This window comes from Massilia aquatica (assembly GCF_011682045.1).
GTDB lineage: Bacteria > Pseudomonadota > Gammaproteobacteria > Burkholderiales > Burkholderiaceae_D > Telluria_A > Telluria_A aquatica.
On record NZ_VVIW01000002.1, the window covers coordinates 401,820 to 425,298 of the forward strand.

At 64.5% G+C, this 23,479-nt stretch carries 21 protein-coding genes and 1 tRNA gene; 11 read left to right on the top strand and 11 right to left on the bottom strand.

From position 1 onward, the window contains the following. Position 1: 1 nt before the first annotated feature. The gene (locus F1609_RS04785; protein ID WP_167075204.1) at positions 2 to 1,618 is read right to left on the bottom strand and encodes a response regulator; all 1,617 of its coding nucleotides are present in this window, start codon (positions 1,616 to 1,618) and stop codon (positions 2 to 4) included. A gap of 323 nt (positions 1,619 to 1,941) precedes the next feature. Here F1609_RS04785 and F1609_RS04790 point away from each other — a divergent pair, with 323 nt between their 5' ends. After that, positions 1,942 to 2,349, top strand: a complete 408-nt coding sequence (locus F1609_RS04790) for a hypothetical protein (RefSeq protein ID WP_167075206.1) — start codon at positions 1,942 to 1,944, stop codon at positions 2,347 to 2,349. 294 nt (positions 2,350 to 2,643) lie between these two features. Here F1609_RS04790 and F1609_RS04795 read toward each other — a convergent pair whose 3' ends face one another. The 4 genes from F1609_RS04795 to F1609_RS04810 form a co-directional block, all read right to left on the bottom strand. Next, positions 2,644 to 3,642, bottom strand: a complete 999-nt coding sequence (locus F1609_RS04795; RefSeq protein WP_167075208.1) for a GGDEF domain-containing response regulator — start codon at positions 3,640 to 3,642, stop codon at positions 2,644 to 2,646. Between the two features lie 135 nt (positions 3,643 to 3,777). Beyond that, complete coding sequence (locus F1609_RS04800; protein ID WP_370661593.1) at positions 3,778 to 6,768, bottom strand: hybrid sensor histidine kinase/response regulator; 2,991 nt, start codon at positions 6,766 to 6,768, stop codon at positions 3,778 to 3,780. Continuing rightward, on the bottom strand, positions 6,765 to 7,829 hold the full coding sequence (locus F1609_RS04805; RefSeq protein ID WP_167075210.1) for a cobalamin-independent methionine synthase II family protein: 1,065 nt from the start codon (positions 7,827 to 7,829) through the stop codon (positions 6,765 to 6,767). Before F1609_RS04805 ends, F1609_RS04800 begins: the two co-directional genes overlap by 4 nt. Positions 7,830 to 8,123: 294 nt before the next feature. Next, complete coding sequence (locus F1609_RS04810; protein ID WP_167075212.1) at positions 8,124 to 8,951, bottom strand: response regulator; 828 nt, start codon at positions 8,949 to 8,951, stop codon at positions 8,124 to 8,126. 289 nt (positions 8,952 to 9,240) lie between these two features. Between F1609_RS04810 and F1609_RS04815 the strand changes: the two genes are divergently transcribed. The 6 genes from F1609_RS04815 (at position 9,241) to F1609_RS04840 (ending at position 15,789) form a co-directional block, all read left to right on the top strand. Beyond that, entirely contained in the window at positions 9,241 to 9,666 is a 426-nt protein-coding gene (locus F1609_RS04815; RefSeq protein WP_167075214.1) for a DUF6088 family protein, read from the top strand. Then, positions 9,629 to 10,675 (top strand): nucleotidyl transferase AbiEii/AbiGii toxin family protein, encoded by a 1,047-nt coding sequence (locus F1609_RS04820; protein WP_167075216.1) that lies wholly within the window; start codon positions 9,629 to 9,631, stop codon positions 10,673 to 10,675. Before F1609_RS04815 ends, F1609_RS04820 begins: the two co-directional genes overlap by 38 nt. A gap of 352 nt (positions 10,676 to 11,027) precedes the next feature. Further along, positions 11,028 to 11,255, top strand: coding sequence for a hypothetical protein (locus F1609_RS04825; RefSeq protein WP_167075218.1), 228 nt, complete (start codon positions 11,028 to 11,030; stop codon positions 11,253 to 11,255). A gap of 111 nt (positions 11,256 to 11,366) precedes the next feature. Further along, positions 11,367 to 13,262: a TOL_0244 family TonB-dependent receptor gene (locus tag F1609_RS04830; protein WP_167075220.1), complete on the top strand. Its 1,896-nt coding sequence runs from the start codon at positions 11,367 to 11,369 to the stop codon at positions 13,260 to 13,262. Continuing rightward, on the top strand, positions 13,259 to 13,900 hold the full coding sequence (locus F1609_RS04835) for a TOL_0243 family YfiR-like periplasmic protein (RefSeq protein ID WP_167075223.1): 642 nt from the start codon (positions 13,259 to 13,261) through the stop codon (positions 13,898 to 13,900). The genes F1609_RS04830 and F1609_RS04835 overlap by 4 nt, the downstream gene beginning before the upstream one ends. Beyond that, positions 13,900 to 15,789 carry a sensor histidine kinase, YfiR-like protein-associated gene (locus F1609_RS04840; protein WP_167075225.1) on the top strand — a complete coding sequence of 630 codons (1,890 nt, stop codon included), beginning with the start codon at positions 13,900 to 13,902 and terminating at the stop codon, positions 15,787 to 15,789. Before F1609_RS04835 ends, F1609_RS04840 begins: the two co-directional genes overlap by 1 nt. Positions 15,790 to 15,858: 69 nt before the next feature. On the opposite strand, the gene F1609_RS04845 is transcribed toward F1609_RS04840, so the two are convergent. Then, a complete protein-coding gene (locus F1609_RS04845; RefSeq protein WP_229421646.1) occupies positions 15,859 to 16,398 on the bottom strand; it encodes an FxDxF family PEP-CTERM protein in 540 nt (179 codons plus the stop codon). Between the two features lie 430 nt (positions 16,399 to 16,828). Then, positions 16,829 to 16,905 (bottom strand) — tRNA-Arg (locus F1609_RS04850). A 180-nt stretch (positions 16,906 to 17,085) separates the two neighbouring features. Here F1609_RS04850 and F1609_RS04855 point away from each other — a divergent pair. Continuing rightward, complete coding sequence (locus tag F1609_RS04855; protein WP_167075227.1) at positions 17,086 to 17,604, top strand: SRPBCC family protein; 519 nt, start codon at positions 17,086 to 17,088, stop codon at positions 17,602 to 17,604. Beyond that, complete coding sequence (locus tag F1609_RS04860; protein ID WP_167075229.1) at positions 17,601 to 18,167, top strand: YceI family protein; 567 nt, start codon at positions 17,601 to 17,603, stop codon at positions 18,165 to 18,167. Before F1609_RS04855 ends, F1609_RS04860 begins: the two co-directional genes overlap by 4 nt. Here the strand turns inward: F1609_RS04860 and F1609_RS04865 are convergent. Together F1609_RS04865 and F1609_RS04870 are read right to left on the bottom strand one after the other, a co-directional pair. After that, a complete protein-coding gene (locus F1609_RS04865) occupies positions 18,164 to 19,222 on the bottom strand; it encodes an alkene reductase (RefSeq protein WP_167075230.1) in 1,059 nt (352 codons plus the stop codon). The genes F1609_RS04860 and F1609_RS04865 overlap by 4 nt on opposite strands. A gap of 9 nt (positions 19,223 to 19,231) precedes the next feature. After that, complete coding sequence (locus F1609_RS04870) at positions 19,232 to 19,528, bottom strand: ArsR/SmtB family transcription factor (protein ID WP_167075232.1); 297 nt, start codon at positions 19,526 to 19,528, stop codon at positions 19,232 to 19,234. 144 nt (positions 19,529 to 19,672) lie between these two features. On the opposite strand from F1609_RS04870, the gene F1609_RS35025 reads away from it, so the two are divergent. After that, positions 19,673 to 19,807 carry a hypothetical protein gene (locus F1609_RS35025; protein ID WP_267876770.1) on the top strand — a complete coding sequence of 45 codons (135 nt, stop codon included), beginning with the start codon at positions 19,673 to 19,675 and terminating at the stop codon, positions 19,805 to 19,807. Continuing rightward, positions 19,755 to 22,742 carry a CHAT domain-containing protein gene (locus F1609_RS04875; RefSeq protein WP_167075233.1) on the top strand — a complete coding sequence of 996 codons (2,988 nt, stop codon included), beginning with the start codon at positions 19,755 to 19,757 and terminating at the stop codon, positions 22,740 to 22,742. The genes F1609_RS35025 and F1609_RS04875 overlap by 53 nt, the downstream gene beginning before the upstream one ends. Before the next feature lie 3 nt (positions 22,743 to 22,745). On the opposite strand, the gene F1609_RS04880 is transcribed toward F1609_RS04875, so the two are convergent. Together F1609_RS04880 and F1609_RS04885 are read right to left on the bottom strand one after the other, a co-directional pair. After that, a complete protein-coding gene (locus F1609_RS04880) occupies positions 22,746 to 23,072 on the bottom strand; it encodes an ArsR/SmtB family transcription factor (protein ID WP_167075235.1) in 327 nt (108 codons plus the stop codon). Positions 23,073 to 23,077: 5 nt separating this feature from the next. After that, positions 23,078 to 23,440: a DUF1304 domain-containing protein gene (locus F1609_RS04885; protein ID WP_167075237.1), complete on the bottom strand. Its 363-nt coding sequence runs from the start codon at positions 23,438 to 23,440 to the stop codon at positions 23,078 to 23,080. Positions 23,441 to 23,479 lie beyond the last annotated feature (39 nt).

Sequence of the window (23,479 nt, forward strand, 5' to 3'; positions counted from 1 at the left end):
CCTAGTGGTCGATGGCGGCGCACTGGCCGATGGCGTCGAGCAGGTGGTCGATGTCGACCGGCTTGACCAGGTGCTTGTCGAAACCGGCTTCGAGCACGCGGCGCTGGTCGTCGGCCAGGCCGTAGCCGGTCAGGGCGATCAGCTTGATATGGCGCGTATCGCCATCCTGGCGCAGGCGGCGCGCCACTTCGTAGCCGTCGATGCCGGGCAGGCCGATGTCGACCAGGGCGACCTCGGGCAGGAAGCTGCGCGCCATCTGCACGCCCTGCATGCCGTCGGCCGCGTGGCGCACCGGGTAGCCATAGGCGCCGAGCATGGTGGCCATCATTTCGCGGCCGTCGTCGTTGTCTTCGATCAGCAGGATGGTGGGCTTGTGCTCGCTTGCCCCGGCGGCCGGCGCTTGGTTCACGACCGGGGCCACCGGCGCCGCGCGCGGCAGGCGGATGACGAAGGTGGAGCCGGCGCTGGCGCCGTCGCTGTGGGCTGACACCTTGCCGCCATGCAGTTCGACCAGGCGCCGCACCAGTGCCAGGCCGATGCCCAGGCCGCCCTGGGCGCGGTCGAGCGTGATCGAGCCCTGTACGAACACGTCGAACACATGCGGCAGCAGTTCCGCCGAGATGCCCACGCCGGTATCGCGCACTTCGAGCACGATTTCGTCATCGCCGTCGGACACCGTAATGTCGATGCTGCCGCCGGGCGGGGTGTACTTGAGGGCGTTGTCGATCAGGTTGGTGGCGATCTGTTCGAGCCGGGTCGGGTCGCCGTCGACCCAGGCCGGTTCCACATCGACATTGAGCAGGTAGTTGCCGGTGCGGCCGGTGGCCTTGAAGGTGTCGAGGCAGGCCGACACCAGCGCGGCGACGTCGAGCGTGTGCTTGTCGAGCAGGATCTTGCCGGACATGGCGCGCGACAGGTCGAGCAGGTCGTCCACGATGCGCGACAAATGCTGGCTCTGGCGCTGGATGATCTGCTTGGCGCGGCCGACCGACTCGCCGCTCACGCCGGGCAGGCCGATCAGCGAGGCGGCGCTGCTGATGGCGGACAGCGGATTGCGCAGTTCGTGCCCGAGCATGGCCAGGAATTCATCCTTGGCGTGGCTTTTCGCCTCGGCTTCCTTGCGCTCTTCCATTTCGCGGGTGAGGCGCTTGTTGGTGGCGGTCAGCTCGGTGGTGCGCTGGCTCAGCTTGTGGGCCTGGCGCTTGAGTTCCTCGTTCTTGGTGGCCAGCGCCACGAACACCTGGACCTTGGCGTGCAGGATCTGCGGGATGACCGGGGTGAACAGGAAATCGGCAGCGCCGCGCTGGTAGGCTTTCAGGCGGTCGATTTCATCGGCCAGGAAGGCGGTGACGAACATGATGGGAATGTCGGCCGAGCGGGCGCGCTGGTGGATCGCTTCGGCGGTTTCGAAGCCATCCATGCCGGGCATGTTGACGTCGAGCAGGATCACGGCAAAGTCGTGCAGCAGGACCTGGCGCAAGGCTTCCTGGCCGGAACGGGCCGACAGGACGGCGTAGCCCGATTCATCGGCCCATTGGTCCAGCAGACTGGTCAGTGCCAGCAGGCTGGCGGCATCGTCGTTCACGACGAGAATCTTCGGCTTGTCTAAATTCGTCACGTCATTCCTGCGCTGCGGTGGTGGTTGAATCACTTCAAAAGCATTGCTGCCGGATAGCAGAACCGGAATGTGGCATCCGATGACAGCGAACGCGGCTGTCATGTCGGTACGGCGCTCATCATAGCAATCGGGTAATCCAATGTCAAAATGCAAGCGAATAGGGTGTAACGCAATGTAAGGTACGCTAACGCACATACGAGGGGATGGGCGTATGCGATAGTGACATCAGGACAACCGCTGCGGGATTGCGCGACCATCCGGCGCGGCCATCCGGCACGGTTCATCGCCACCATCGTGGCGTGGCACATTGAAAAGGGTAAGCCATGAATATCAATACCATCGTAGATGCCGAATTTGCCGGCAAATGTTTCCGTGACCTGCGCAACGCGCCGCTCTCCGCCATGCGCGGCCTGAGCACCAAGGACGCCAAGGCCCTGCACGAAGCGTTCAATATCACCACCATCGGCGACCTGGCCAACCTGAAGTTCGTCAAGTGGGCCAGCGCGATCAATGTGCTGGCCGACGAAGAGTGCGATACCAGCGAGCAGGCTGCGAAAGAAACCTTGCTCGATGATGCGGTCGAGATGACATTCCCGGCCAGCGATCCGATTTCGGTCGACTCGGGCATTACGCGCATTGAAGTGCCGCCAGAGATGGTCGATGCCAGCACCGACCACCAGCATGCGAAGTCGATCGAGGCCAGCACCAAGCAGGCGACCAAGGGGCGTTAACACCCGCGAGCGGCGGAGGGCGCGATGGTTTCCATCGCGCTCAGCCGCCACACGCGCGCTTAGCCGCTACACCGTCGTCCCCGCGCAGGCGGGGATCCATAGCACCTGTGAACAAAGGTGGCATGGATCCCCGCCTTTTGCGGGGACGACGGTTTTGCGTTTTGGGTTTGAATCGACGGGTTTGACTCGACGCTAATCTGAATGAGGTGTCGAGCAAGTCTGGCATTGAGCCCAGGTTTGCGATTTGCCACGACAGCGACGATTTTTGCGCCTGCCTGGCTACCGCGAGCGATCTCAGCGCCGTGGCGCCACGCCCAGTTTATCCTGCACCAGCGGCGTGGCCGTTGTCGCTGGCGTGGCCGGCGTGGCCGAGGTCGCACAGAACCGGTTCTTGCCGCCGCGCTTGGCTTCATACAGCGCGTAGTCGGCGATGCTGATCAGCGCTTCCACCGTTTCGGCATCGTCCGGGTAAATGCTGATCCCGATACTGGTCGACAGCCGCAAGGTCAGGTCGTTGATGAAAAACGGCTCCGATACCGCCTCGACCAGCTTGGCCGCCGGTCCGTGCGCGTCCGCCAGGCCCGACACTTCGCCCAGCACCACCATGAATTCATCGCCGCCCAAACGCGCCACGGTATCTTCCTTGCGCGACGACGCCACCAGCCGCTGCGCCACGATCTTGAGCACTTCATCGCCATACGCATGGCCGTAGGTGTCGTTGATCGCCTTGAAGCCGTCGAGGTCGAGATACATGATCGCGGCCTTGTGATGGTTGCGGTTGGCGTGCTGCAAGGTGGTTTCGATGCGGTCTTCCAGCAGGCGCCGGTTCGGCAACCCCGTCAACGGGTCGTGCAGCGCCAGTTCCTGCTGGGCGCGGCTGTACTGCGCCAGTTCCTTGTAGAGCAGGCGCACTTCGAGCATGTTATGGATGCGCTTGTGCACTTCGAGCAGGTCGAACGGTTTGCTGATGAAGTCGCGCGCGCCGGCTTCGAGCGCGGCAATCTTGAAAGTGGGCTGGGCCGTCAGCGCCAGCACGGGCAGATAGCCGCCCTGTTCGATTTCTTTCAGGCCCTTCATGACCTGGAAGCCGTTCATGCCCGGCATCTGCAGGTCGAGCAGGATCAGGTCGTAGCAGTGCTGGCGGTGTAGCGGGCAGACTTGTTCGGGGAGCATAGTCGAGCTGACGCAGTTATAGCCTTGTTCGCGCAATATCTCTTCCATCAGTTCGATATTGTCGGCCGAATCATCTACAACCAGTATTTTTGCGTTCAGTATGTCTTCTCGGCTTGGCATACGTTGTCTCGGTCAAGGCGGAGGGGCGTGCGGCAAAAAGCGCACGCGCGATTTTAATGTGTTGCTAGTGTAACAGTGTATCGAACATTTCTTGTAGGACAGCGCCGCGTGCGCCGGTAGGACTCCAATTCATTGCTAATGAGGCGCATTCCCAGCCATCGTGGCAACTGTGGCGATCAGTTCGCTCGGCTCGACCGGCTTGGCGATATGCGCCATGAATCCCGCTTCCAGCGCGCGCAGCCGGTCTTCCGAGCGCGCAAACGCGGTCAGCGCCACCGCCGGCACGTCGCCGCCGCCGGCAGGCCCGAGCGCGCGCACCTGCGCCAGCAGTTCGAAGCCGTCCACGTCCGGCATGCCCAGGTCGCTCACCAGCAAGTCCGGCGGCGATGCCCGGAACTCGGCCAGGGCATCGGCCGCGCTGGCCGCCGTGCGTACCGTGGCGTTGCAGTCAGATAATATCCGACGGATCAGGTCGCGTGCGTCCGGTTCGTCGTCAACTACCAGAACATTCAGGTGCGACAGGTCGCGCAACAGAATGTCGGGCGTGAGCGGCGCCATCGGCAGGGCGGGGGCGCGGCCGGTGCGCGCGGCCGGGCTTTGGCGGTTGGCGGCAGGCAACTCGATGGTGAAGGTGGCGCCGCACTCCTCGCCGGCGCTGTCGGCGCGCACCGTGCCGCCGTGCTGCTCGATCAGGTGCTTGACGATCGACAGTCCCAGCCCCAGTCCGCCGTGCTTGCGGGTGGTGGAGGCGTCGCCCTGGCGGAAGCGCTCGAACACGTGCGCCATGAATTCGGGCTTGATGCCGACCCCGGTGTCGTGCACCGAAATGTCCACATGGCCGTCGACGGCGCGCAGTTCGATGCGCACCATGCCGTCGCGCGGAGTAAACTTGATGGCGTTCGAGAGCAGGTTCCAGATCACCTGCTGCAAGCGGGCCGGGTCGCCGGCGATCATGCCCACGCCGGGGGCGACCACTTTGTCGAGGCGGATGTTCTTGGCGTCGGCCGCCGGGCGCACCGTTTCGATGGCGGCGTCGATGAACACCGTGGGCGAGATGGTCTGCATGTCGAGCAGCACCTTGCCCGAGGTGATGCGGCTCATGTCGAGCAAGTCTTCGATCAGCTGGGCCTGGGCGCGCGCGTTGCGCTCGATGGTTTGCAGGCCGCGCTGCAGGTCGGCCTGGTCGCGGCTGCCGCGCCGCAGCACCTGGGCCCAGCCCAGGATGGCCGAGAGCGGCGTGCGCAGCTCGTGCGACAGGGTGGCCAGGAATTCATCTTTCATCTGGCTGGTGCGTTCGGCCTCGGCGCGCGCCGAGCGTTCGCTCTCGAGCAGCACCTTGCGCTCTTCGGCCGCGTGCTGGGCCGCTTCGTACAGGCGCGTGTTGTCGATCGCCACCGCCGCCTGGGCCGCGATGCCGCCCACGATGCGCTCGGTGCGCTCGCTGAAGATGGCCGTTTCCGGGTGGCTGAAGAACAGGCTGCCCAGCACTTCGCCGGAACGGGCGATGACCGGCACCGCCAGGTAGCTGCGCACGCCGGCCTGCGCGTCGGCCACGCCGCCGTGCGGGGCGAACGCCGCGAGGCGCGGGTCGGTGCGGATGTCATCCGAACGCAACACGTCTTCGCCGCGCAGGTTCGGCCCGAACAGCGCGCTGGTGCGTACGTCGCCGTCGGTCTCGAACTCGGGCGGGGGCGCCCCGGCCACCGTGTGCAGGGTGAACAGGTCGCCGTCGCTATCCTTGCCATGGTAAAAGAAGACGCCGAAGCGGGCGCCGCTGATGCCGGTAGCGGCGTCGGTCACGGTTTGCAGCAGCGAGCGCAGGTCGCGCTGCGAGGCCAGCGCGCTGCCGGTGCTGTTAAGCAGTTCGAGCACGTTCGATTCGTCGCGCAGGGCTTGCTGCACGCGCTTGACCTGGTCGACGTCGGTATTGGTGCCGAACCAGCGCACCACGTGGCCGAGGCGGTCGCGCACGGCGTTCACGCGCGTGAGGAACCAGCGGTACTGGCCGTCGGCGCCGCGGATCGGAAACTCCATCTCGAACGGGTTGCCGGTGCGGATAGATTCGTGCCAGCGCTGCAGCATTTGCGGCAGCACATCGGGGTCGTGCGTCGATTGCCAGCCCCAGCCCACCATCTGGTCGGGCGTGGTGCCGGTGTATTCGTACCAGCGCTTGTTGAACCAGACGATGGCGCCGTCGGCCTGGGCCATCCAGGCCAGCTGCGGGATCGAATTGGCCAGCGCGCGCAGCACTTCCTCGCTCTCGCGCAGGGTGTCTTCGGCACTCTTGCGGGTGCTGATGTCCTGCACCACGCCGGTCATGCCCAGCACGTTGCGCTCGCGGTCGTAATCGGCGCGCCCGACCACGGCGATCCAGCACTGGTCGCCGTCGGGCCGGTCGACCCGGCATTCGATGTTCAGGTCGGTATGCTGGGCGAAGGCTTGCAGGAATGCGGTGCGCGCCATGTCCTTGTCGCCGTCGTGCAGGCGCTCGCGCAGGCTGTCCCAGGGCAGCGGGGTTTCGGGCGGCAGGCCGAAGATGTCGGCGGCGCGCGCCCCCAGGGTCACGCGGTCGGCGCCGGCGTCCCAGCGCCAGTCGCCCAGCCGCCCGGCCGACAAGGCCACCTGCAGGCGGCTGCTGCCGTCGAGCAGGGCTTGCTCGTCGGCCTTGCGCTTGGTGATGTCCTGGAAGTACACGGTCAGGCCGTCGTCGGACGGGTAGGCGCGCAGGTCGAACCAGCTGCCCAGGCTCGGGTAAAAGAATTCGAAGCTGACCGTTTCCTGCGAATCCATGGCGCGCCGGTATTGTTCCTCCATGCCGCTCTCGCGCAGCTCGGGGAACTCGTCCCAGATGACCCGGCCCGGCAGCGCCTCGCGGGCTTTGCCGCCTGCCGACAGCAGTTGCAGCGCGCGCGCGTTGATGTAGGTGATGCGCCAGCTGCGGTCGACCGCGCAAAAGCCGTCGGTCAGGCTTTCGAGCATGTTTTCCATGCGCGTATTGGCCTGGCGCAGGGCGTCCTTGGTTTCGATCAGTTCCTGCTGGGCACGCTGGCGCGCGGCCAGCACGCTGTTGGCGTTGCGCAGCGCCACGGAGCGCATCAGTTCAGTTTCGTCGCGGTCGTCGTTCACATGCGCTCCCGCAGGATGGCGCACGCCAGCGCGGTGCCGGCCACGCGCGCGGCGATCTTGGCGAAGGCCGTGTCGCGGCTGGTGGAGCGGTCGTCGCAAAAGGGCGAAAAGCCGCAGTCGTCGGTGCTGCCGAGCTGGGAAGGGGAAATGTACTCGGCCGCCTGCAGGATGCGGTCGCGCACCAGTTCGGCTGTTTCGATCCGCGGGTCGATGGGGTCGATCACGCCGATAAAGACGCGCTGGCCGGGCCGGATGTGCTGGGCGATGATCTTGAGCACGCGCACCGGGTCCGGCTCGCGCGCCATGGCGATGTAGAAATTGCCGACTTTCAGTTCAAACAGGCTGGGCAGCAGTTCGGCGTAGTCCACGTCCGCGCTGTGGGTCGAGTCGTGGTCGGCGCCGGGGCAGGTGTGCACGCCGATCAGGGCCTGCTCGGCGCTCGAGAAACGGTCCAGCGCCAGGTTGTTCAGGTCGATGAAGCTCGACAGCAACTCGCCGCTCGGATCGAGCTTCATGGCCAGCCGGCCTTCGGTGAAGTCGACCTGCACCTTGTGCGCGCCCTGCGCGAGGCAACGGCGGATTTCGGTCTCGTGCTCGCCCAGCAGGTCGTCGATGAACTGGTCGCGCGAATAGCCGGGCAAGCCTTCGGGCGGGTACATCAGCGACAGGGCCGAGGGCGAAATGATGGCCTGCTTGACCGCCACCGTGGCGTAGCGCCGGGCCAGCGCCAGAAAGCTGTCGGCGTAGCGTTCGTAATGGAACGGGGCGCGCCTCAGGCGCGGCATGCGCCGCGTGTGGCCGTCGGCGAACGGGATCTGGAAGCCGTCCGGCGCGGTGTTGGGCGAGCCGTGCACGCAGTAGGTCAGGAAGTTGTGGTATTTGCGTTGCTCGCCATCGCTGATGACGGTCGAGCCGGTCGCTTCCATGCGCGCGATGGTGTCGCGCACGGCATCCTCGTACAGGGCGTCGAGTTCGCTGTCGCTGAGCGTGCCGCTGTCGAGCGCGGCGATCAGGGCCTCGGGCCGGGGAATGCTGCCGATTGGTTCGGTGGGAATCATCATCTGTCTGTCGGCAATCGTGAAGGAATGGGCGGGACTGGTCCCGCAACGTCTCCTGCGCACTGCATCGGGTGGCGCCTTGCGATTCTAGCCGACCGGCAGCGCATCGCACCACACGCTAAGTAAGTGTGCGGAAATTATTGTAATTTATAGCGAACAAAAGCGGATGCATTGCAAGGCGCGCGCCGCGACGCAGTGCGAGCACTGCTAGCGGTGGGCAACGCAGCAAGGCGCCGCTTATGGTAGCTAGAAATTACAATAATTTATGCGCACTTATTTAGGTACCCTGAGTTCCGATCATACTCCGGCGGGCAGCTGGCGGGAGATTGTCGCCAGCGCTGCTTGCAGCTGTTCAAGTTCATAGGGTTTTTGCAGCGACTGGTGCGCGAACTCGACGTGGCGCAGCAGGGCGTCGCCGTAGCCGGACGCGAAGATCACGTTCAGGCCCGGATACAGGCGCACCGCCTCGCGCGCCATGTCGACGCCGGACATGCCGGGCAGGCTGACATCGGAAAACAGCACGTTGTAACTGTTGTGCGCCATCAGCGTCAGCGCGTTTTCGGCGTCGCCCACGCCGTCGGCTTCATGGCCGAAGGCCTTGAGCATTTCGACCACCAGGTACTGCGAGTCGAGGTTGTCTTCAACCACCAGGATGCGCAGGCCGTCGGCCGGGGCCGGTACGCTGGCCAGCGGGGCGCTCGGGGTGAGCGCGCACAGCACGCCGCCGACCGTGTCGCCATCGCGCACCGGGGTGAAATACAGGTCGTAGTCGGCCGATACAAGTGCGCCGTCGCGCACGAAGCCGAGGCGCTGGCGTTGCAGTTGCACGGCGTTGCCGGCCAGGGCGTTTTGCAGGGTGGCGGGGCTGGCGGCGAGCGGGGCCGGCCAGACTGCGGGCACGCGCCCGCCCGGCGCGCGCGGGTGGCGCGGACCGGCCAGCTCGGCGTAGGCGTCGTTGAACACGATGATGCGGCGCGGCCCCCACAGCAGCAGCATCGGCAGCGGCGTATTGAGGACGATGTCGACGCACAGGCGCAAGGCGCCGGGCCAGGTGCCTGGCTCGCCGAGGTCGGTGGCGCTCCAGTCGGCGCTGGCGACGCCTGAGGTGTTACCAGGTGCGTGCATGTTGAGCTTGCTTCATGAAAGAGGGATAAGGTGAAGTTGTAGAAACGAAAACGTGAACGAATCGTACACCAAATGGGGTGGAATGGGCCTTTTTGGTGGGGGCGGAAAGTGGCAGTATGTCATGCGCTGCGTGCGTCGTCTTGCTGGAAGGGCCGTTGTTCTATTGAGTACCACTGGCCGCCGGCACGGCCATCGTTGCACTCCTAACTCTTTGTTTAGCATACGAAATCATCGAAAACTGGCGAGATGTGACTATACTGAGTTGTACCTACCCTTGCCGGGAGACGTGATGAAACTTGAAGACAGATTGCTAAGGTCGATAAAGCTGCGTAGCGGCAATGTCGTCCTGCGTACGGAGCTTGCCGGACTGGGTAGCAATTCGCAGCTTTCCGAGGCACTTCGCGCCTTGCAAGCCAAAGGTGTGCTGGTCCGCATCGGAACAGGGGTGTACGCCAAGACAAGGAAGAGTGTCGCTACCGGCGCCACCATTCCGGCAGGAAGTCTCGAAACACTGGCGACCGAAACACTGAAAAAGATGGGCGTGATGTTGAACTCTGGGCGAGCTGCGGACTCTTACAATGCAGGCGACACGACGCAGCTACCAGGACTATTTGTTGCAAATACAGGCCGTCGGCGCATCCGCAGGAAAATTGCCGTGGGAGGCCGCTCGGTCGTCTATGAGAACGATTACGGACAAGCAAAAACAGACACTTGAAGATCTCGCTGCCGAAGGGCTGCTGCGGGGCTTGCCTGTGCAGACAGCGGAAAAAGACATCCATATCACCGACTTGCTGAAAGCACTGGGACAGCTTCGCGTGTCTCACGACCACTTCAGCGATCTGGATGCGCGTCGGGGGGAGCGGATGCGTTACGACAGCGGGATTCAGCTGGTGTTTGCTGGCGGTACCTGTTTGTCCAAGGCATATGGACTTGTCAATCGCATGTCTGAAGACGTTGATATCAAGGTGGTGCTGTTGCCAACATCGCAACCGCTGAAAAAGGGAAGGGGCGACCGGGTTCGCCTGGCGGCGCTGCACGATGCGATTGTAACGCTCACAGGCAAGCTGAATTTTCGTTTGCGAAACTCAGACGATGACGATGGCAATCCACGGATTTGCGATCGGCATCGTTACTGCATGCTCCGCGCTGGCTTTGATTCGGCGTACGAGCAACTGCCCAGCTTACGCCCGGAGCTCAAACTTGAACTGATTCAGCGCCATCCACTCTTGCCGCTCGAGAAGCGGGAGTTCGGCTATCTTTATGAAGCGTTGGCCGGAATGATTCCACGCGCACCGTTGACCATGGACTGTATATCGGTGGCAGAAACGGCAGCGGAAAAAGTCTTGTCCTTGCTGCGTCGCTGCGCTTCCAAATGGAACGGTGCGCTTTCCAGGGGCGATAACGACCCGGCCTTGGTGCGGCATGTCTACGATGTTGCGCGAATTGCCAAGTTATCGGGAGAATCCATCGCTTCGGCAAAAAGCGTCTTCCCGCAGCTTGTCATGCGGGATCGCGATGAATTCAAAGGCCGCAACCCTGACTTTGATGCCGATCCGGGCGCGGTTCTTCAACGGACTTTCATTGCGGCCGGTTCGAATGGGGATCTGAAAGACGCGTACAAGCGCCAACTTCTGCCGCTTGTGTTTACCAGCGACCCGCCTTCGTTCGAACAATCATTTGCGCTATTCGAATCGGTGGCTCGTGAGCTGTTGTCCTCGATCTGATCGGTGCGGAAGTACATAGGGCCGGCCCAGGTAAACATGCTGATCAATCGGACCACCCAGGTTTGTCCAGAGCCTCACAGGCAACGATAGTCTCGTAAGCACGCTCTCTTGCGTTCTCCCGGCTGCACACCGATACCGCTTCCCAGTTTTACCCGCATACCTGAAACCGGCTCAGGTCGGTAATCTACAAGCAAAAAAAAGCCCGCTCAGAGAGCGGGCTGAATCTATTTTCTTGGAGGAGAATAGAGGAGACAGATGCAGTATGCTGCACTGCGGAAAATAAATCTAATTGATGTTTGTGATGTCAGTTATCTGTTCTGTTTATAGCTCAAAGACAAACAAGGGGTGATTCATGGCAAGTATCGTCAAGCACAGGAAAGTCAACATCGTCGTGCTCGAGCAGGACGAGCCGATCGGCGCGCATTGCCACCCGGGCGATATCGCCATCCGCGCCGCCGCCGACGGCTGGTGGACCAGCTTCATCGGCGCGGACGGCGCGGTCGACAGTTACGACATTCCCTATCCAAGTTACCTGGAAGCCTTGTGGGCGGCCAAGGCGGCGGCCGAATTCGGCGTGTGACGCGGCGCTGGTGTCGGCAAACTGCCACGACACGCAAGAAACCAACGGTAAGGAATAGCTGTTAACGTGCGCTGCTTTGTGCATGACAGAAAATGTTCTACGATAGCAAGCATGCGTAAACTGCCATCTCTGACCATTTCCATCGCATGCGCCGGCTTGTTGCATGCCGCTGGCGCGCGCGCGGAAGTGGCGCAGGTGTCCCTGCTCGATTTTTCGCTGGAGCAGTTGTCCGACATCGTGGTCAGTTCGGTATCGCGCCAGCCGGCGCGCCTGGCCGACGCCCCCATTTCGCTGTATGTGATCGGCGCCAGCGATATCGAGCGCGCCGGCGCGCGCACCCTGCCCGAGGCGCTGCGCCTGGCCCCCAACCTGCAGGTGGCGCGCAGCGACGGCGCCAATTACGCGATCACCGCGCGCGGCTTTTCGACCACCATCGAAAACAAGCTGCTGGTGCTGATCGACGGGCGCAGCGTGTATTCGCCGCTGTTTTCCGGCGTCTTCTGGGATGCCCAGGATGTGGTGATGGAAGACATCGAACGCATCGAAGTCATCAGCGGTCCGGGCGCCACCATCTGGGGCGCCAACGCGGTCAACGGCGTGATCAACATCATCACCCGCAACGCCGCCGACAGCGGCGGCGTGCTGCTGTCGATGGACGGCGGCCGCCTGGAACGCGGCGCCACGGTGCGCCAGGGCGGCCGGCTGGATGGCGGCGGCGCCTACCGCGTGTACGCCAAGGCGATCGACATCGACGATTATCCCGATGCGCCCGGGGGCGGCATGGAGCGCCGCCAGGCCGGTTTTCGCAGCGACTGGAAACACGGCGCCGGCGCCGCCAGCCTCAGCGCCGACGTGTACCGCAGCAATGTGCACCGGCGCGGCGGGGCCGAGATGCGCGGCAAGGGCGCCAACCTGCTGGGGCGGGCCAGCGGCACCCTGGCCGACGGCAGCGACTGGCGCGTCCAGGCCTCGCTCGACCATACCGAACGGGTGCAGGACGGCACCGGCGCCCAGCGCCTCGACGTGATCGACCTCGAACTGCAGCACGGCACCCGCCTCGGCCAGCGCCACAACCTGCAGTGGGGTGGCGGCTACCGGCACGCCTGGGACCGGGTCAATGGCGGCACAGTGCTCGAGTTTTTTCCCGCAGACAAGGATCTGCGCTGGGCGAATGTGTTCGCGCAGGATAAGATACAACTGAGCAGTACCTTGCGGATGAGCATTGGAGTCAAACTGGAACACAATACGTACACCGGCACCGAAACGCTGCCCAGCATGCGCATGGCCTGGAACGCCAGTCCCACCAGCGTAGTGTGGGGGGCGCTGTCGCGCAATGTGCGCGCGCCGTCGCGCTTCGACCGCGATCTTTACGTGCGCAACGCCAACGGCGGCTACAGCATCGCTGGCGGGCCGGCGTTCGTCGCTGAAACGGTGCGCGTGGCTGAAATCGGCTACCGCGCCCAGCCGCTGCCCAGCCTGTCGTATTCGCTGACCGCCTTCGCCAGCGATTACGACAGGCTGCGCACGCTCGAACCGCGCCCGTCCGCCCCTCAGCCGGCGGCCCAGTTCGCCAACCTGGGCGAAGCCAATACGCGCGGCCTGGAATTCTGGAGCCGCTGGCAGCCGCTGCCGCGCTGGCGCCTGGTGGCGGGCCTGGTGCTGCAAGATATCGACGCCAGCCTCGACCCCGCCAGCCGCGACGCCTCGGCCGCGCTCGGCGTCGGCACCAACGATCCGGGCAGTTACTGGTCGCTGCGTTCCTCGCACGAGCTGTCCGACGCCCTGCAGGCCGAGCTGGCGCTGCGCCGGGTCGGCCAGTTGCCGCAGCCGATGGTGCCGGCCTACTACGAGCTTGACGTGCGCGTGGCCTGGCAGCCGCGTCCGCATCTGGAGCTGGCGCTGTCGGGCCAGAACCTGCTGCATCCCTCGCACGCCGAATTCGGACCGCCCGCCACGCGCCGCATGATCGAGCGCGCCGTGTCGCTCCAGCTGAGCGCGCAGTTTTGAGCGCGCTGTGCGCCATGTCGCCGCGCGCCTCAGGCGGCTCAAGGGCCGCGCGCGGCCTGCCGCTGCGCCTGGCCGCGTGCGCCATGCCGCTGCTGCTGGGACTGTCCATGGCGCTGGTGCTCGCGCCGCCGCTGGTGCGCGCCGCGCTGCCGGCCGGCGCCGCGGTGCTGCCCGAACGCAGCATCAAGGCCGCCTTCCTGTACAAATTCCTGGGCTATGCCGAATTTCCGGCCTCGGCCTTTGCCGACGCCGGCGCGCCGCTGGTGATCGGCGTGGCCGGCGCCGACGAGCTGGCGGCCGACCTGGCGCGCATCGTGGCCGGGCGCGCGGTGCAGGGCAGGCCGGTGCTGGTGCGCCCGCTGCGCGAGCACGACCCGCTCAGCGGGCTGCACCTGCTGTTCATCGGCGGCGACGATCCGGCCCGCCTGCGCACGGCGCTGCGCGCGATCGGCGCCATGCCCACCCTGGTCGTCACAGAATCGCAACAAGGACTGCAACAAGGCAGTGTCATTAACTTCAGGATCGTCGAAGAGCGCGTGCGCTTCGATGTCTCGCTGGAAGCGGCCGACCGGAACAGCGTCAAGCTCAGTTCGCGCCTGCTGACAGTGGCCAATCACGTTCACAAGGGAGCACCGTGATGCAACACGATAGCGGCTCCGTCCGTAGCAAACTCATCCTCATGGCCGTCTCGACCACCTTCGTGGCCCTGCTGGCAGCCTCGATCGCCATGCTGCTGTACGACCTGCGCACCTTCCAGCGCTACTGGGTCGACGACCTGATGACCCAGGCCGACATCATCGCCAGCGTCAGCGCCCCGGCGCTGGCCTTCAACGATGCCCGCAGCGCGCAGCAAAACCTGGCGGTGCTGCGGGTGCGCCCGCAAATCCTCTCGGGCGCGGTATATACCAGCGCCGGGGTGCGCTTCGCGTCCTACACCCAGGGCTCGCTGGAGCCGTCCTACCCGGTCAAGCCGGGGTCGCCCGGCTACACCATCGACCATGGCGAGCTGGTGGTGTACCACAACATTGTCGACAATGGCGAGGTGCTCGGCACGGTGTACCTGCGCGCGCGTTTCGGGCTGGTCGAGCGCATGCTCAACTATGCGGCGATTCTCGGCATCGTGCTGCTGATCTCGCTGGTGATCGCGGCGCTGGTGGCCTCGCGCTTGCAGCAGAGCATTACGCGGCCGCTGCTGGCGGTGACCAACGTGGCGCGCGAAGTGATGCAGCGGCGCGACTTCAGCCTGCGCGTGCCGGGCAATAACAGCGGCGAAATCGGGGTGCTGGTGGCCGCGTTCAACGACATGCTGGCCGAAATCGGGCGCCGCTCGCACGCCCTGCAGGAAGCCAACCTGACCCTGGAACACGAAATGCAGGTGCGCCACCGCGCCGAAGAAGCGCTGCTGGTGGCCGACCGCCGCAAGGACGAGTTCCTGGCCACCCTGGCGCACGAGCTGCGCAATCCGCTGGCGCCGATCCGCACTGGCCTCGACATCCTGCGCATCCGCAGCGGCGACGCCCAAGCCACCCAGCGCGCCACCGACATCATGGAACGCCAGTTGCGCCAGATGGTGCGGCTGGTGGACGACCTGCTGGATGTGTCGCGCATCAATACCGGCAAGTTCGCCATCAAGATGGGCCGCGTCGAACTCAAGGCGGTGGTCAACGATGCGCTCGAAGTGGTGCGTTCCTACATCGAACTACACGGCCATGAACTGGCGATCGACCTGCCGGACCGGCCGGTGTTCCTGCACGGCGACGCCACGCGGCTGGCGCAGATTTTGTCGAACCTGCTCAACAATGCCGCCAAGTACACCAACCGCGGCGGGCGGGTCGCCCTGAGCGCGCGCGTGGAAGAGCGCGACCTGGTCATTCAGGTGGCCGACAACGGCATCGGCATCGCGCCCGACATGCTCAACCACGTGTTCGAAATGTTCGTCCAGGTCGACTCGACCCTGGAGCGCACCAATGCCGGCCTGGGTGTCGGCCTGTCGCTGGCGCGCCGCCTGGTCGAGCTGCATGGCGGCAGCATCGAAGCGCACAGCGCCGGCATCAACCGCGGCAGCGAATTCATCGTGCGCCTGCCGATCGTGGTCGAACCCGAAATGCCGACCAAGACCAGCCCGGCCGCTTTCATGACCTCGGAAACCTACCGCATCCTGCTGGCCGACGACAATGTGGATTTTGTCAACAGCATCGGCGCCTTGCTCTCGGCCATGGGGCACAGCGTGGTGATCACCCACAACGGGCCGGATGCGCTGACGGCGGCGGCGCGCTTCTGCCCGGATTACGCGTTTCTCGATATCGGCCTGCCGCAGATGTCGGGCTACGACCTGGCGCGCGGGATCCGGCGCCTCTCGTGCGGGCAGATGACCTTGCTGATCGCGGTGACCGGCTGGGGCCAGGAAAAGGATCGCCAGCTGGCGTTCGAGGCCGGCTTCGACCATCACATGGTCAAGCCGGTGCGCTTCGAGCAGATCGAGGAGATTCTCAGCAACCGCAGCGTGATCAAGAAGGTGCGCAGTTAGGCTGAGCCCGGTAGAAGGGGACGAAAAAAAACGGAAGCCGAAGCTTCCGTTTTTTTCAAGCCAGGCAAATTACGCTTGCTTGGCTGCCTTGCGGCGACGTGCCAGGAAGCCGAGCACGCCCAGGCCAGCGAGCATCATGCCGTAGGTTTCCGGTTCTGGTACCGGGGCCAGCATCACGGTGCCGCCGAAGCTGCCGCCGGTGCCCGACACCATCTTGCCGCTGACCTGCAGGTAGTAGCTACCGACGTCCAGGTTGTCGGCGCGCAGGCTCCAGATGTCGACGGCGCCCGTGCTTTCCCGGGTGCCGGCGGTGATCAGGCTGCCGGTGTTGCTGAACAGGTTCAGGCCGGTGATGTCCAGGCCGGTCGACGCGTTACGCGTGATCGACGACACGATGGCGTCGAAGTCGTGATCGACGGTCGTGACCGAGAAACGGAACTTGTCGGCGAAGGTGTTGTTTTGGTTGTTCAACAGGAACGAGCTGCCGAAATTGGCGGTGTTGTCCAGCACAGCCAAAGCTTGTGGTTTGTTGGAAATGTCAGCAGCGAACGCCGCCGTCGAACCGAGTGATGCGGTCGCCAGGACAGCCGCAGCAATCAGGGATTTCATATGTTTCATAAATGTTACCTCGTAGAAAAAATCAGCCGCGCAAGACGGCCTGGTTATCAAGAATCGGGGAGCTTCATGCTAGCAAAGGCGCGTTCAAAATCGGTATTCCGGCACAACGTGCGCGCAACACCTCAGCATTCTTGCATCGTCAAATTAATTGCTCCCCTATAAGTCCATTTTTACATGTTCATAGGAGAGCGCGTCCGATTCTAATGCAAATATACAAAGATTACCAAGCTATTGTATTGACTGTAGGTTAATACCTACACAAACTCGCGGTGATCTCCTTGGAAGAGTACGCTTCTTCGTCTAACGTGCTCGGACGCAGGCGGCCGTTAAAGTGTAAGAGAGTGTGACACAACAACAAAGCGTTGTAGAAAAAGAAAAAAGGCCTGAAGATTGCTCTTCAGGCCTTTCAACTTACGAATAATGGTGCGGCTGGCAGGAATTGAACCCACGACCCCTTGGTTCGTAGCCAAGTACTCTATCCAGCTGAGCTACAGCCGCGAAAGACAAGATTATAGCAACGATTTGAGGAATGTCAAAGTTCCCTGGATAAAAAAGTTCGCCGGTCTGTGCCATCCCATGCGGGCGGGCAAATGCGCGCAGTGCTTGACCCACATCGCCAGCCAATGCTAATTTACTAACGGCTTCATTCATCCACCGGTTCAGCACAGGAGCAACACCATGACCAGCCCAGATTCCGCTGTCGATTTCCATCTCACGCGGGTGTTCGATGCGCCGCGCGACCTTGTCTTCAAGACCATGACCGAAACCGATCATCTGCAGAAATGGTGGGGGCCGCAAGGCTGCACCATCAAGGTGATCCGGCACGAGGCGCAGGCGGGCGGCGTATTCCACTATTGCATGGGCTTCGGTCCGGGCGTGGACATGTACGGCCGCTTCGATTACCGCGAGATCAGCGCGCCGGAACGGCTGGTGTTCGTGAACGGGTTCGCCGATGCCGAAGGCAAGCGGATCAGTTACGCGATGAGTCCGACATGGCCGCTGGAAGTGCTTAACACGGTCACCTTGACGGAAGAGGGCGGCAAGACCACGCTGACCCTGGTGTCGACCCCGCTTGATGCCAGCGAGATCGAGATCGAGACCTTCAAGTCCGGCCACGCGTCGATGCAGCAGGGTTTTGGCGGCATGTACGATGTGTACGCGCAATACCTGGCGACCGTGCGCGCCGCCCAGTCATGAAAACAGCCCTCTTTTTCCTGCTGGCCGGCATCACCAGCGCCGCACTGGCCGCGCCGGTCACCTACCAGATCGATCCGACCCATACGTTTCCCAGCTTCGAAGCCGATCACATGGGCGTGTCGGTCTGGCGCGGCAAATTCAACAGCAGTTCGGGGAAGGTGTCGCTGGACAAGGCGGCCGGCCACGGCATGGTCGATATCAGCATCGACCCGGCCAGCATCGACTTCGGCCATGACGTCCTCAATACATGGGCGGCCGGTCCGGACCTGTTCGATGCGGCCAGGTTCGGCGCGGCGCGCTACAAGGGCAAGCTGACCGGCTTCAAGGAGGGCGCGCCGACCGAGCTGCAAGGCGAACTGACCCTGCATGGCGTGACCAAACCGGTCAGGCTGCAGATCAAGAGCTTCAAGTGCATCGCGCACCCGATGCATAAGCGCGAGATGTGCGGGGCGGACGCCTACGGCAGTTTCAAGCGCGATGAGTTCGGCCTGACCGCCGGCAAGGAATACGGCTTCAAGATGGATGTCGAGCTGCGCATCCAGGTGGAAGCCGTGGCCGATTAAGCCTGCAGGGCAGGGTAGTCGGTGTAGCCGTCGTCGTTGGCGCCGTAGAATTTCTCCGGACGCGGGGTGTTGAGCGGGGCGTCCAGTTGCAGGCGGCGCGGCAGGTCGGGATTGGCGATGAACCAGATGCCGAAGGCCACCGCGTCGGCTTCACCGGACGCCACCAGGGCTTCGGCGCTCTCTTTGGTCAGCTTTTCGTTGGCGATGTAGACGCCGCCGAATTCCTGCTTCAGGTACGGTCCCAGGCGGCCTTCGCCCTGCGACTCGCGCGCGCAGATAAAGGCGATGCCGCGCTTGCCCAGCTCGCGCGCCACGTAGCCGAAGGTCGCCTTCGGATCGGAGTCGCTCATGTCGTGCGCGTCGCGGCGCGGCGCCAGGTGCATCCCGACCTTGCCCGCGCCCCAGACGGCGATGCAGGCGTCGGTTACTTCGAGCATCAGGCGGGCGCGGTTTTCGACCGGACCGCCGTAGTTGTCGGTGCGCTTGTTGGTGCCGTCCTGCAGGAACTGGTCGAGCAGGTAGCCGTTGGCGCCGTGGATTTCCACGCCGTCGAAACCGGCCAGTTTGGCGTTCTCGGCACCTTGACGGTAGGCGGCCACGATGCCCGGAATCTCTTCCAGATCGAGCGCGCGCGGTACCGGATAGTCGCGCTGCGGACGCAGCAGGCTCACATGCCCCTTGGCCGCGATCGCGCTCGGCGCCACCGGGGCGTCGCCGTCCAGCAGGTCGGGATCCGAAATGCGGCCCACGTGCCACAGTTGCAGCATGATCTTGCCGCCGGCCTGGTGCACGGCTTCGGTCACCAGTTTCCAGCCTTCGACCTGCGCGTCGGACCAGATGCCCGGCGTGTCGGCATAGCCCACGCCCTGCGGCGTGACCGAGGTCGCTTCGCTCAGGATCAGGCCGGCGGAGGCGCGCTGCACGTAGTACTCGGCCATGAGCGCGTTCGGCACGCGGCCGCCGCCAATGGCACGGGCGCGCGTCAGCGGCGCCATGATGATGCGGTTTTGCAGCGTCAGATCGCCAATGGTGATCGGGTCGAATAATGTACTCATGCGTTGCTCCTAAAGTCCCTGGTTCAGATGGTCGAGGAAGGCCTTGATGGTGTCCTCGTTGCGTTTGTAATAGATCCACTGGCCGACCTTGTGCCCGGTAATGAGCCCGGCGCGCTGCAGCGCTGCCAGGTGGGCCGAGACGGTCGATTGCGCCAGCCCCGTGCGCGCATCGATCAGGCCGGCGCACACCCCGGCCCCGAGCATGTGTTCCTGCCCGGAGAAATGGACATGCGGCTCCCTCAGCCAGGCAAGAATCTGGCGGCGCATCGGGTTGGCCAGAGCCTTGTGAATGGCGTCGGTTTGCATATCGGGTTTTTCCGAATCTAATATCGTCATCTTACGATATATAAAAAAATCCTGCTTGCCGGGGACCAAAAGCGGGGAGGGCGTTGACGTTATACTCACCTTTCCCGGCATGGCCGCCGCCCCCTTGTGACTTTTCAGGACTGCATGAACAACACCATCACCACATTGACCACATGGGACGGCTGGCCGCGCCTGTCATCCCTTGACCTGCGCGAGCGCTTCCCGGATGCCTGCGTCGGCGCGCGCCGCAACCCGCGCGCGCCGCTGTATCGACGGTAGCGCCGCCGGCGGGCGCGAGATCGACGACGAACCGGTGCGGCTGCTGCTCCTGAGCGGGCCGATCCGCATCGATCCCGCCCTGTGGCAGGGCCTCGACAATGCTGACTGGACCCACCTTGCAGTCGATGGCGACCTGCATCTGGACGGGCTCGGCCATGATGACGGCATGGCCCGGCTGTTTTTCGTCAGCGGCGACCTGCATGCCGATTCGGTCAACCTGGGCGAGTTGCCGAGCAACGCGGTGGCGGGGCGCATCGTCAGCCACTGCGCCTGGCTGTACGCGGGCGACGATTGCGCCATGCGCACGGCGCCCGAACTGCGTCTGCACACCCGCTTCCTGTTCGCCTGGTTCTACAGCATCGACGATCTGGAGATCTGTCCGGAGGCGGTGATTTTCATCCTCGGCAATGGCGATTACTGCGCCGACCTGGGCTTGCCCAATCCGGCCTTCCAGTGGCACGAAGACGTCCATGTGCTGGCCGAACCGTGCGTGGCGATCGTGCCGCGCGAGGGCGCCGATGCCGACGGCTGGATGAAGGACGCGATCGAGCGGGCCTTGTCGCGCGGCCAGTCGATTTACCGCGAGGGCGTCGATCTCGCCAGCTACCCGTATCACCGGGCGGCGCAGGAGGCGGCCGGCCTGAGCGATTTCCGCAGCGCCTACCTGCTGCACCGGAAGTCGGCGTCGATCTCGCCGGGCTACTACGAAGCCTGGTACGGCATGGGCGACGCCCTGTTCGGTGCGGGTGCCTACCGCCAGGCGCTGGCGGCCTGCCACCGGGCCGGCGGCCTGTTCCCCCCGGACCAGCACGGGCTGGTCAATCAAGCCTGGAACGACGGCGCGCTGTGCGCTCTGTTGCTGGGCCAGTTCGACAGCGCCATCGCCCTGGCCAGCCTGTCGATCGACCACAACCACGACACGCAATACAAGGATGACGGGCACGCCCACGCTTACCGCTACCGGGCCGAGGCCTGGCTGCTGTCGGGCCGCCTCGATGAGGCCCTGGCCGACCTGGAACAGGCCCTGGCCCTGTGCCCCGGCGACGAGGCCTCGCTCTGGCTGACGGGACTGGCGCACCACCAGCGCCAGGACAGCGCCCAGGCGCGCTTCTACCACGACGAAGCGAACAAATACCACAGCACCTACGAGGCGTTTTACGATACCGAGGGCAGCACCGCCCATCTGTATGACGCGCCCACCGAGGTCGACTGGCACACGCTGGCGCTCGACGCGCTGGACCCGCCGCCGAAGGACGAAGCGTACTGGCGCAATTTCATGCGCCACCACGACGCCAACCAGCTGTGGCGGGTGCCGCCCGCCGAGCGCAGCGCCACGCTGTGCATGGAAGTGGTGCAGGCCGCCGGGCCGCACCAGACCGACTACATCAAGGACATTCCCGCCGCCGCCTACACGCGCGAACTGGCGCAGCATCTCGTAGCGAGCGCGCCTGGCCTGCTGGGCGTGATTCCCGCGCACCTGGTCGACAAGGCGCTGTGCCTGTCGGCGCGGCCCGGCAGCGACGGCTTTTCGCTCGACCATGTGCCGCTGGCGCTGTGCGACGCCGACATCTACACGCGCGCAGTGCAGTGCGGCGAGCGCATCGACCGGGTGCCGCCCGCGCACGTGACCCGGGACCTGTGCCTGGCCGCCGTGCGCGCCCACCCGGGCATGCTGGCCAGCGTGCCCGGCGAACTGCTCGACGACGCGCTGATCGCGGCCGCCATCGCCCGCGGCGACTACGCCAGTTTCGACCAGGACCTGCCCGAACTGTACAAGACGCCGGCGCTGCTCGAACGCGCGCTCGATGAGGGCAAATGCGCGCTCGACGCCATCCCCGGCAATCGCTTCGACGCCGCGCTGTTCGCATTCGCGCGCCAGCGCTACGGCGATGATGCCGACTGGCCCGACATCGTCGCGCGCCACGGCCAGGCCGTGGTGGAAGCGGGCGCCGCCGCACTCGTATGCTGGAGCGTGTTCTGGGACGAGCCGTTCATGCTGGCGCAGATCGCCAGGCGCAAGAAGCAGCGCCTGGCGCCGTCCGGCATTCCCGAGCGCTGCTACAACGAAGCAGTGGCCGAGGCCGCGTTCCGGCGCGAGCCGGACCAGCTGCACTGCATCCCTTCCGCCTTTGTGACCCAGGCGATGTGCGACCAGGCCAGCGGCGCCAATCCCGGCGCGCTCGCGCGCATTCCGCTGCGCTTTCGCACGAGCGCCATCTGCGCCAGGGCGCTCGCCGCCAACCCCGCCAATCTGCCGCTGGTGCCGCTGGCGCTACGCAGCGTCGACGCCTGCGTGCGCGCCGTGCGCCAGAAAAAGGAGCACCTGGGCAGCGTGCCGTGCGCGCTGCGCGCGGAGGTGATCGAGATCCTGGTGGCGGACCACCGCAAGAGAATCGACGAAGCGTGGCTGAACCTGAACCGCGGCCAGGGCGAGCCGCGCGAACCACGCGACTTCGACGCGCACCGCTTCGCCCAGGTGGCGCGCGAACTCGACATGCTGAACGCACGCGAAGACTACCCGCGCGCGCTGGTGCAGGCCGCTCTGGCGGAGAACATGCTCGATGGCGCCGACTGGCCCGATCTGGCCCTGTGGGCGCACGTGCTCGACAAAAAGCGCGCCATCTGCGATGAACTGGGATTATGGGATCTGCACGAGGCGACCTGCCGCAAGACCATCGCCATACTCACGCAAGGCGAGCCGGGGTCCTACCCCGGCAGCGCGACGGCGATCCGCAGTGCGCTGCGCTGGAGCTACTTCCGCCTGGGCACGCGTCGCCTGGATGCCGGCCTGCCGCCCGACGCCCTGCAGGCCGACCTGGCCCTGGTCGAACAGGCGCTGGCCATGGTCGGTCCGCATGAAGACGAGGCGACCCTGAAACCGTTCAGGAAAGGCCACGCGGCGCTGCTGGCGCTGGTGGCGGCGCAACAGGCCTGAGGCCTACAAGCCCTCGTTGATCTGGTCGAGGAAGGCCTTGATGGCTTCCTCGTTGCGCTTGTAATAGATCCACTGGCCGACCTTGCGCGAACTGATCAACCCGGCGCGCTGCAGCGCCGCCAGGTGGGCCGAGACGGTCGATTGCGCCAGCCCCGTGCGCGCGTCGATCAGGCCGGCGCACACACCGACATCGAGATTGTGCTCCTGATGCGCGAAGTGCACGCGCGGCTCCTTGAGCCAGGCAAGGATCTGGCGCCGCATCGGATTGGCCAGCGCCTTGTGGATGGCGTCGACCGGCGAATCTGGTGTGGTTGAATCGGATTGTGTCATCGGTCTCAGTGCGACAGCAGGTACAAGGCCAGTGCGATCGCCGCCGGCACGGTCTGGATGAACAGGATGGTCTTCTTGACCGTCAGCGCGCCCCACACGCCGGCCACCATGATGCAGGCCAGGCCGTACACCACGAACGCGCGCGCCACCTCGGGCTGGGGATGGAGCAGGCCGACCGCCAGCGCCGCCACCAGGAAGCCGTTGTAGCAGCCCTGGTTGGACATGGCCGGCCCCATGATCTCGGCTTTTTCGGCCGTCAAACCGAACACGCGCCGCCCGCGCGTCTTGAACAGCACTGTTTCGAGCAGGACGAAGTACACGTGCGCCAGCAGGATCAAACCGATCAGCACTTGTGCGGCAATGGCCATTCATGGCTCCTTGTTATGGAATGTGGGAAGCGTAGTGTA

What these genes read in the sequence shown, in the direction of transcription:
- F1609_RS04790 (WP_167075206.1), top strand. Translation starts at nt 1,942, where the DNA reads ATGAATATCAATACCATCGTAGATGCCGAATTTGCCGGCAAATGTTTC.
- F1609_RS04795 (WP_167075208.1), bottom strand. Translation starts at nt 3,642, where the DNA reads ATGCCAAGCCGAGAAGACATACTGAACGCAAAAATACTGGTTGTAGAT.
- F1609_RS04805 (WP_167075210.1), bottom strand. Translation starts at nt 7,829, where the DNA reads ATGATGATTCCCACCGAACCAATCGGCAGCATTCCCCGGCCCGAGGCC.
- F1609_RS04810 (WP_167075212.1), bottom strand. Translation starts at nt 8,951, where the DNA reads ATGCACGCACCTGGTAACACCTCAGGCGTCGCCAGCGCCGACTGGAGC.
- F1609_RS04815 (WP_167075214.1), top strand. Translation starts at nt 9,241, where the DNA reads ATGAAACTTGAAGACAGATTGCTAAGGTCGATAAAGCTGCGTAGCGGC.
- F1609_RS04820 (WP_167075216.1), top strand. Translation starts at nt 9,629, where the DNA reads ATGAGAACGATTACGGACAAGCAAAAACAGACACTTGAAGATCTCGCT.
- F1609_RS04825 (WP_167075218.1), top strand. Translation starts at nt 11,028, where the DNA reads ATGGCAAGTATCGTCAAGCACAGGAAAGTCAACATCGTCGTGCTCGAG.
- F1609_RS04830 (WP_167075220.1), top strand. Translation starts at nt 11,367, where the DNA reads ATGCGTAAACTGCCATCTCTGACCATTTCCATCGCATGCGCCGGCTTG.
- F1609_RS04840 (WP_167075225.1), top strand. Translation starts at nt 13,900, where the DNA reads ATGCAACACGATAGCGGCTCCGTCCGTAGCAAACTCATCCTCATGGCC.
- F1609_RS04845 (WP_229421646.1), bottom strand. Translation starts at nt 16,398, where the DNA reads ATGAAATCCCTGATTGCTGCGGCTGTCCTGGCGACCGCATCACTCGGT.
- F1609_RS04855 (WP_167075227.1), top strand. Translation starts at nt 17,086, where the DNA reads ATGACCAGCCCAGATTCCGCTGTCGATTTCCATCTCACGCGGGTGTTC.
- F1609_RS04860 (WP_167075229.1), top strand. Translation starts at nt 17,601, where the DNA reads ATGAAAACAGCCCTCTTTTTCCTGCTGGCCGGCATCACCAGCGCCGCA.
- F1609_RS04865 (WP_167075230.1), bottom strand. Translation starts at nt 19,222, where the DNA reads ATGAGTACATTATTCGACCCGATCACCATTGGCGATCTGACGCTGCAA.
- F1609_RS04870 (WP_167075232.1), bottom strand. Translation starts at nt 19,528, where the DNA reads ATGCAAACCGACGCCATTCACAAGGCTCTGGCCAACCCGATGCGCCGC.
- F1609_RS35025 (WP_267876770.1), top strand. Translation starts at nt 19,673, where the DNA reads ATGAACAACACCATCACCACATTGACCACATGGGACGGCTGGCCGCGC.
- F1609_RS04875 (WP_167075233.1), top strand. Translation starts at nt 19,755, where the DNA reads ATGCCTGCGTCGGCGCGCGCCGCAACCCGCGCGCGCCGCTGTATCGAC.
- F1609_RS04880 (WP_167075235.1), bottom strand. Translation starts at nt 23,072, where the DNA reads ATGACACAATCCGATTCAACCACACCAGATTCGCCGGTCGACGCCATC.
- F1609_RS04885 (WP_167075237.1), bottom strand. Translation starts at nt 23,440, where the DNA reads ATGGCCATTGCCGCACAAGTGCTGATCGGTTTGATCCTGCTGGCGCAC.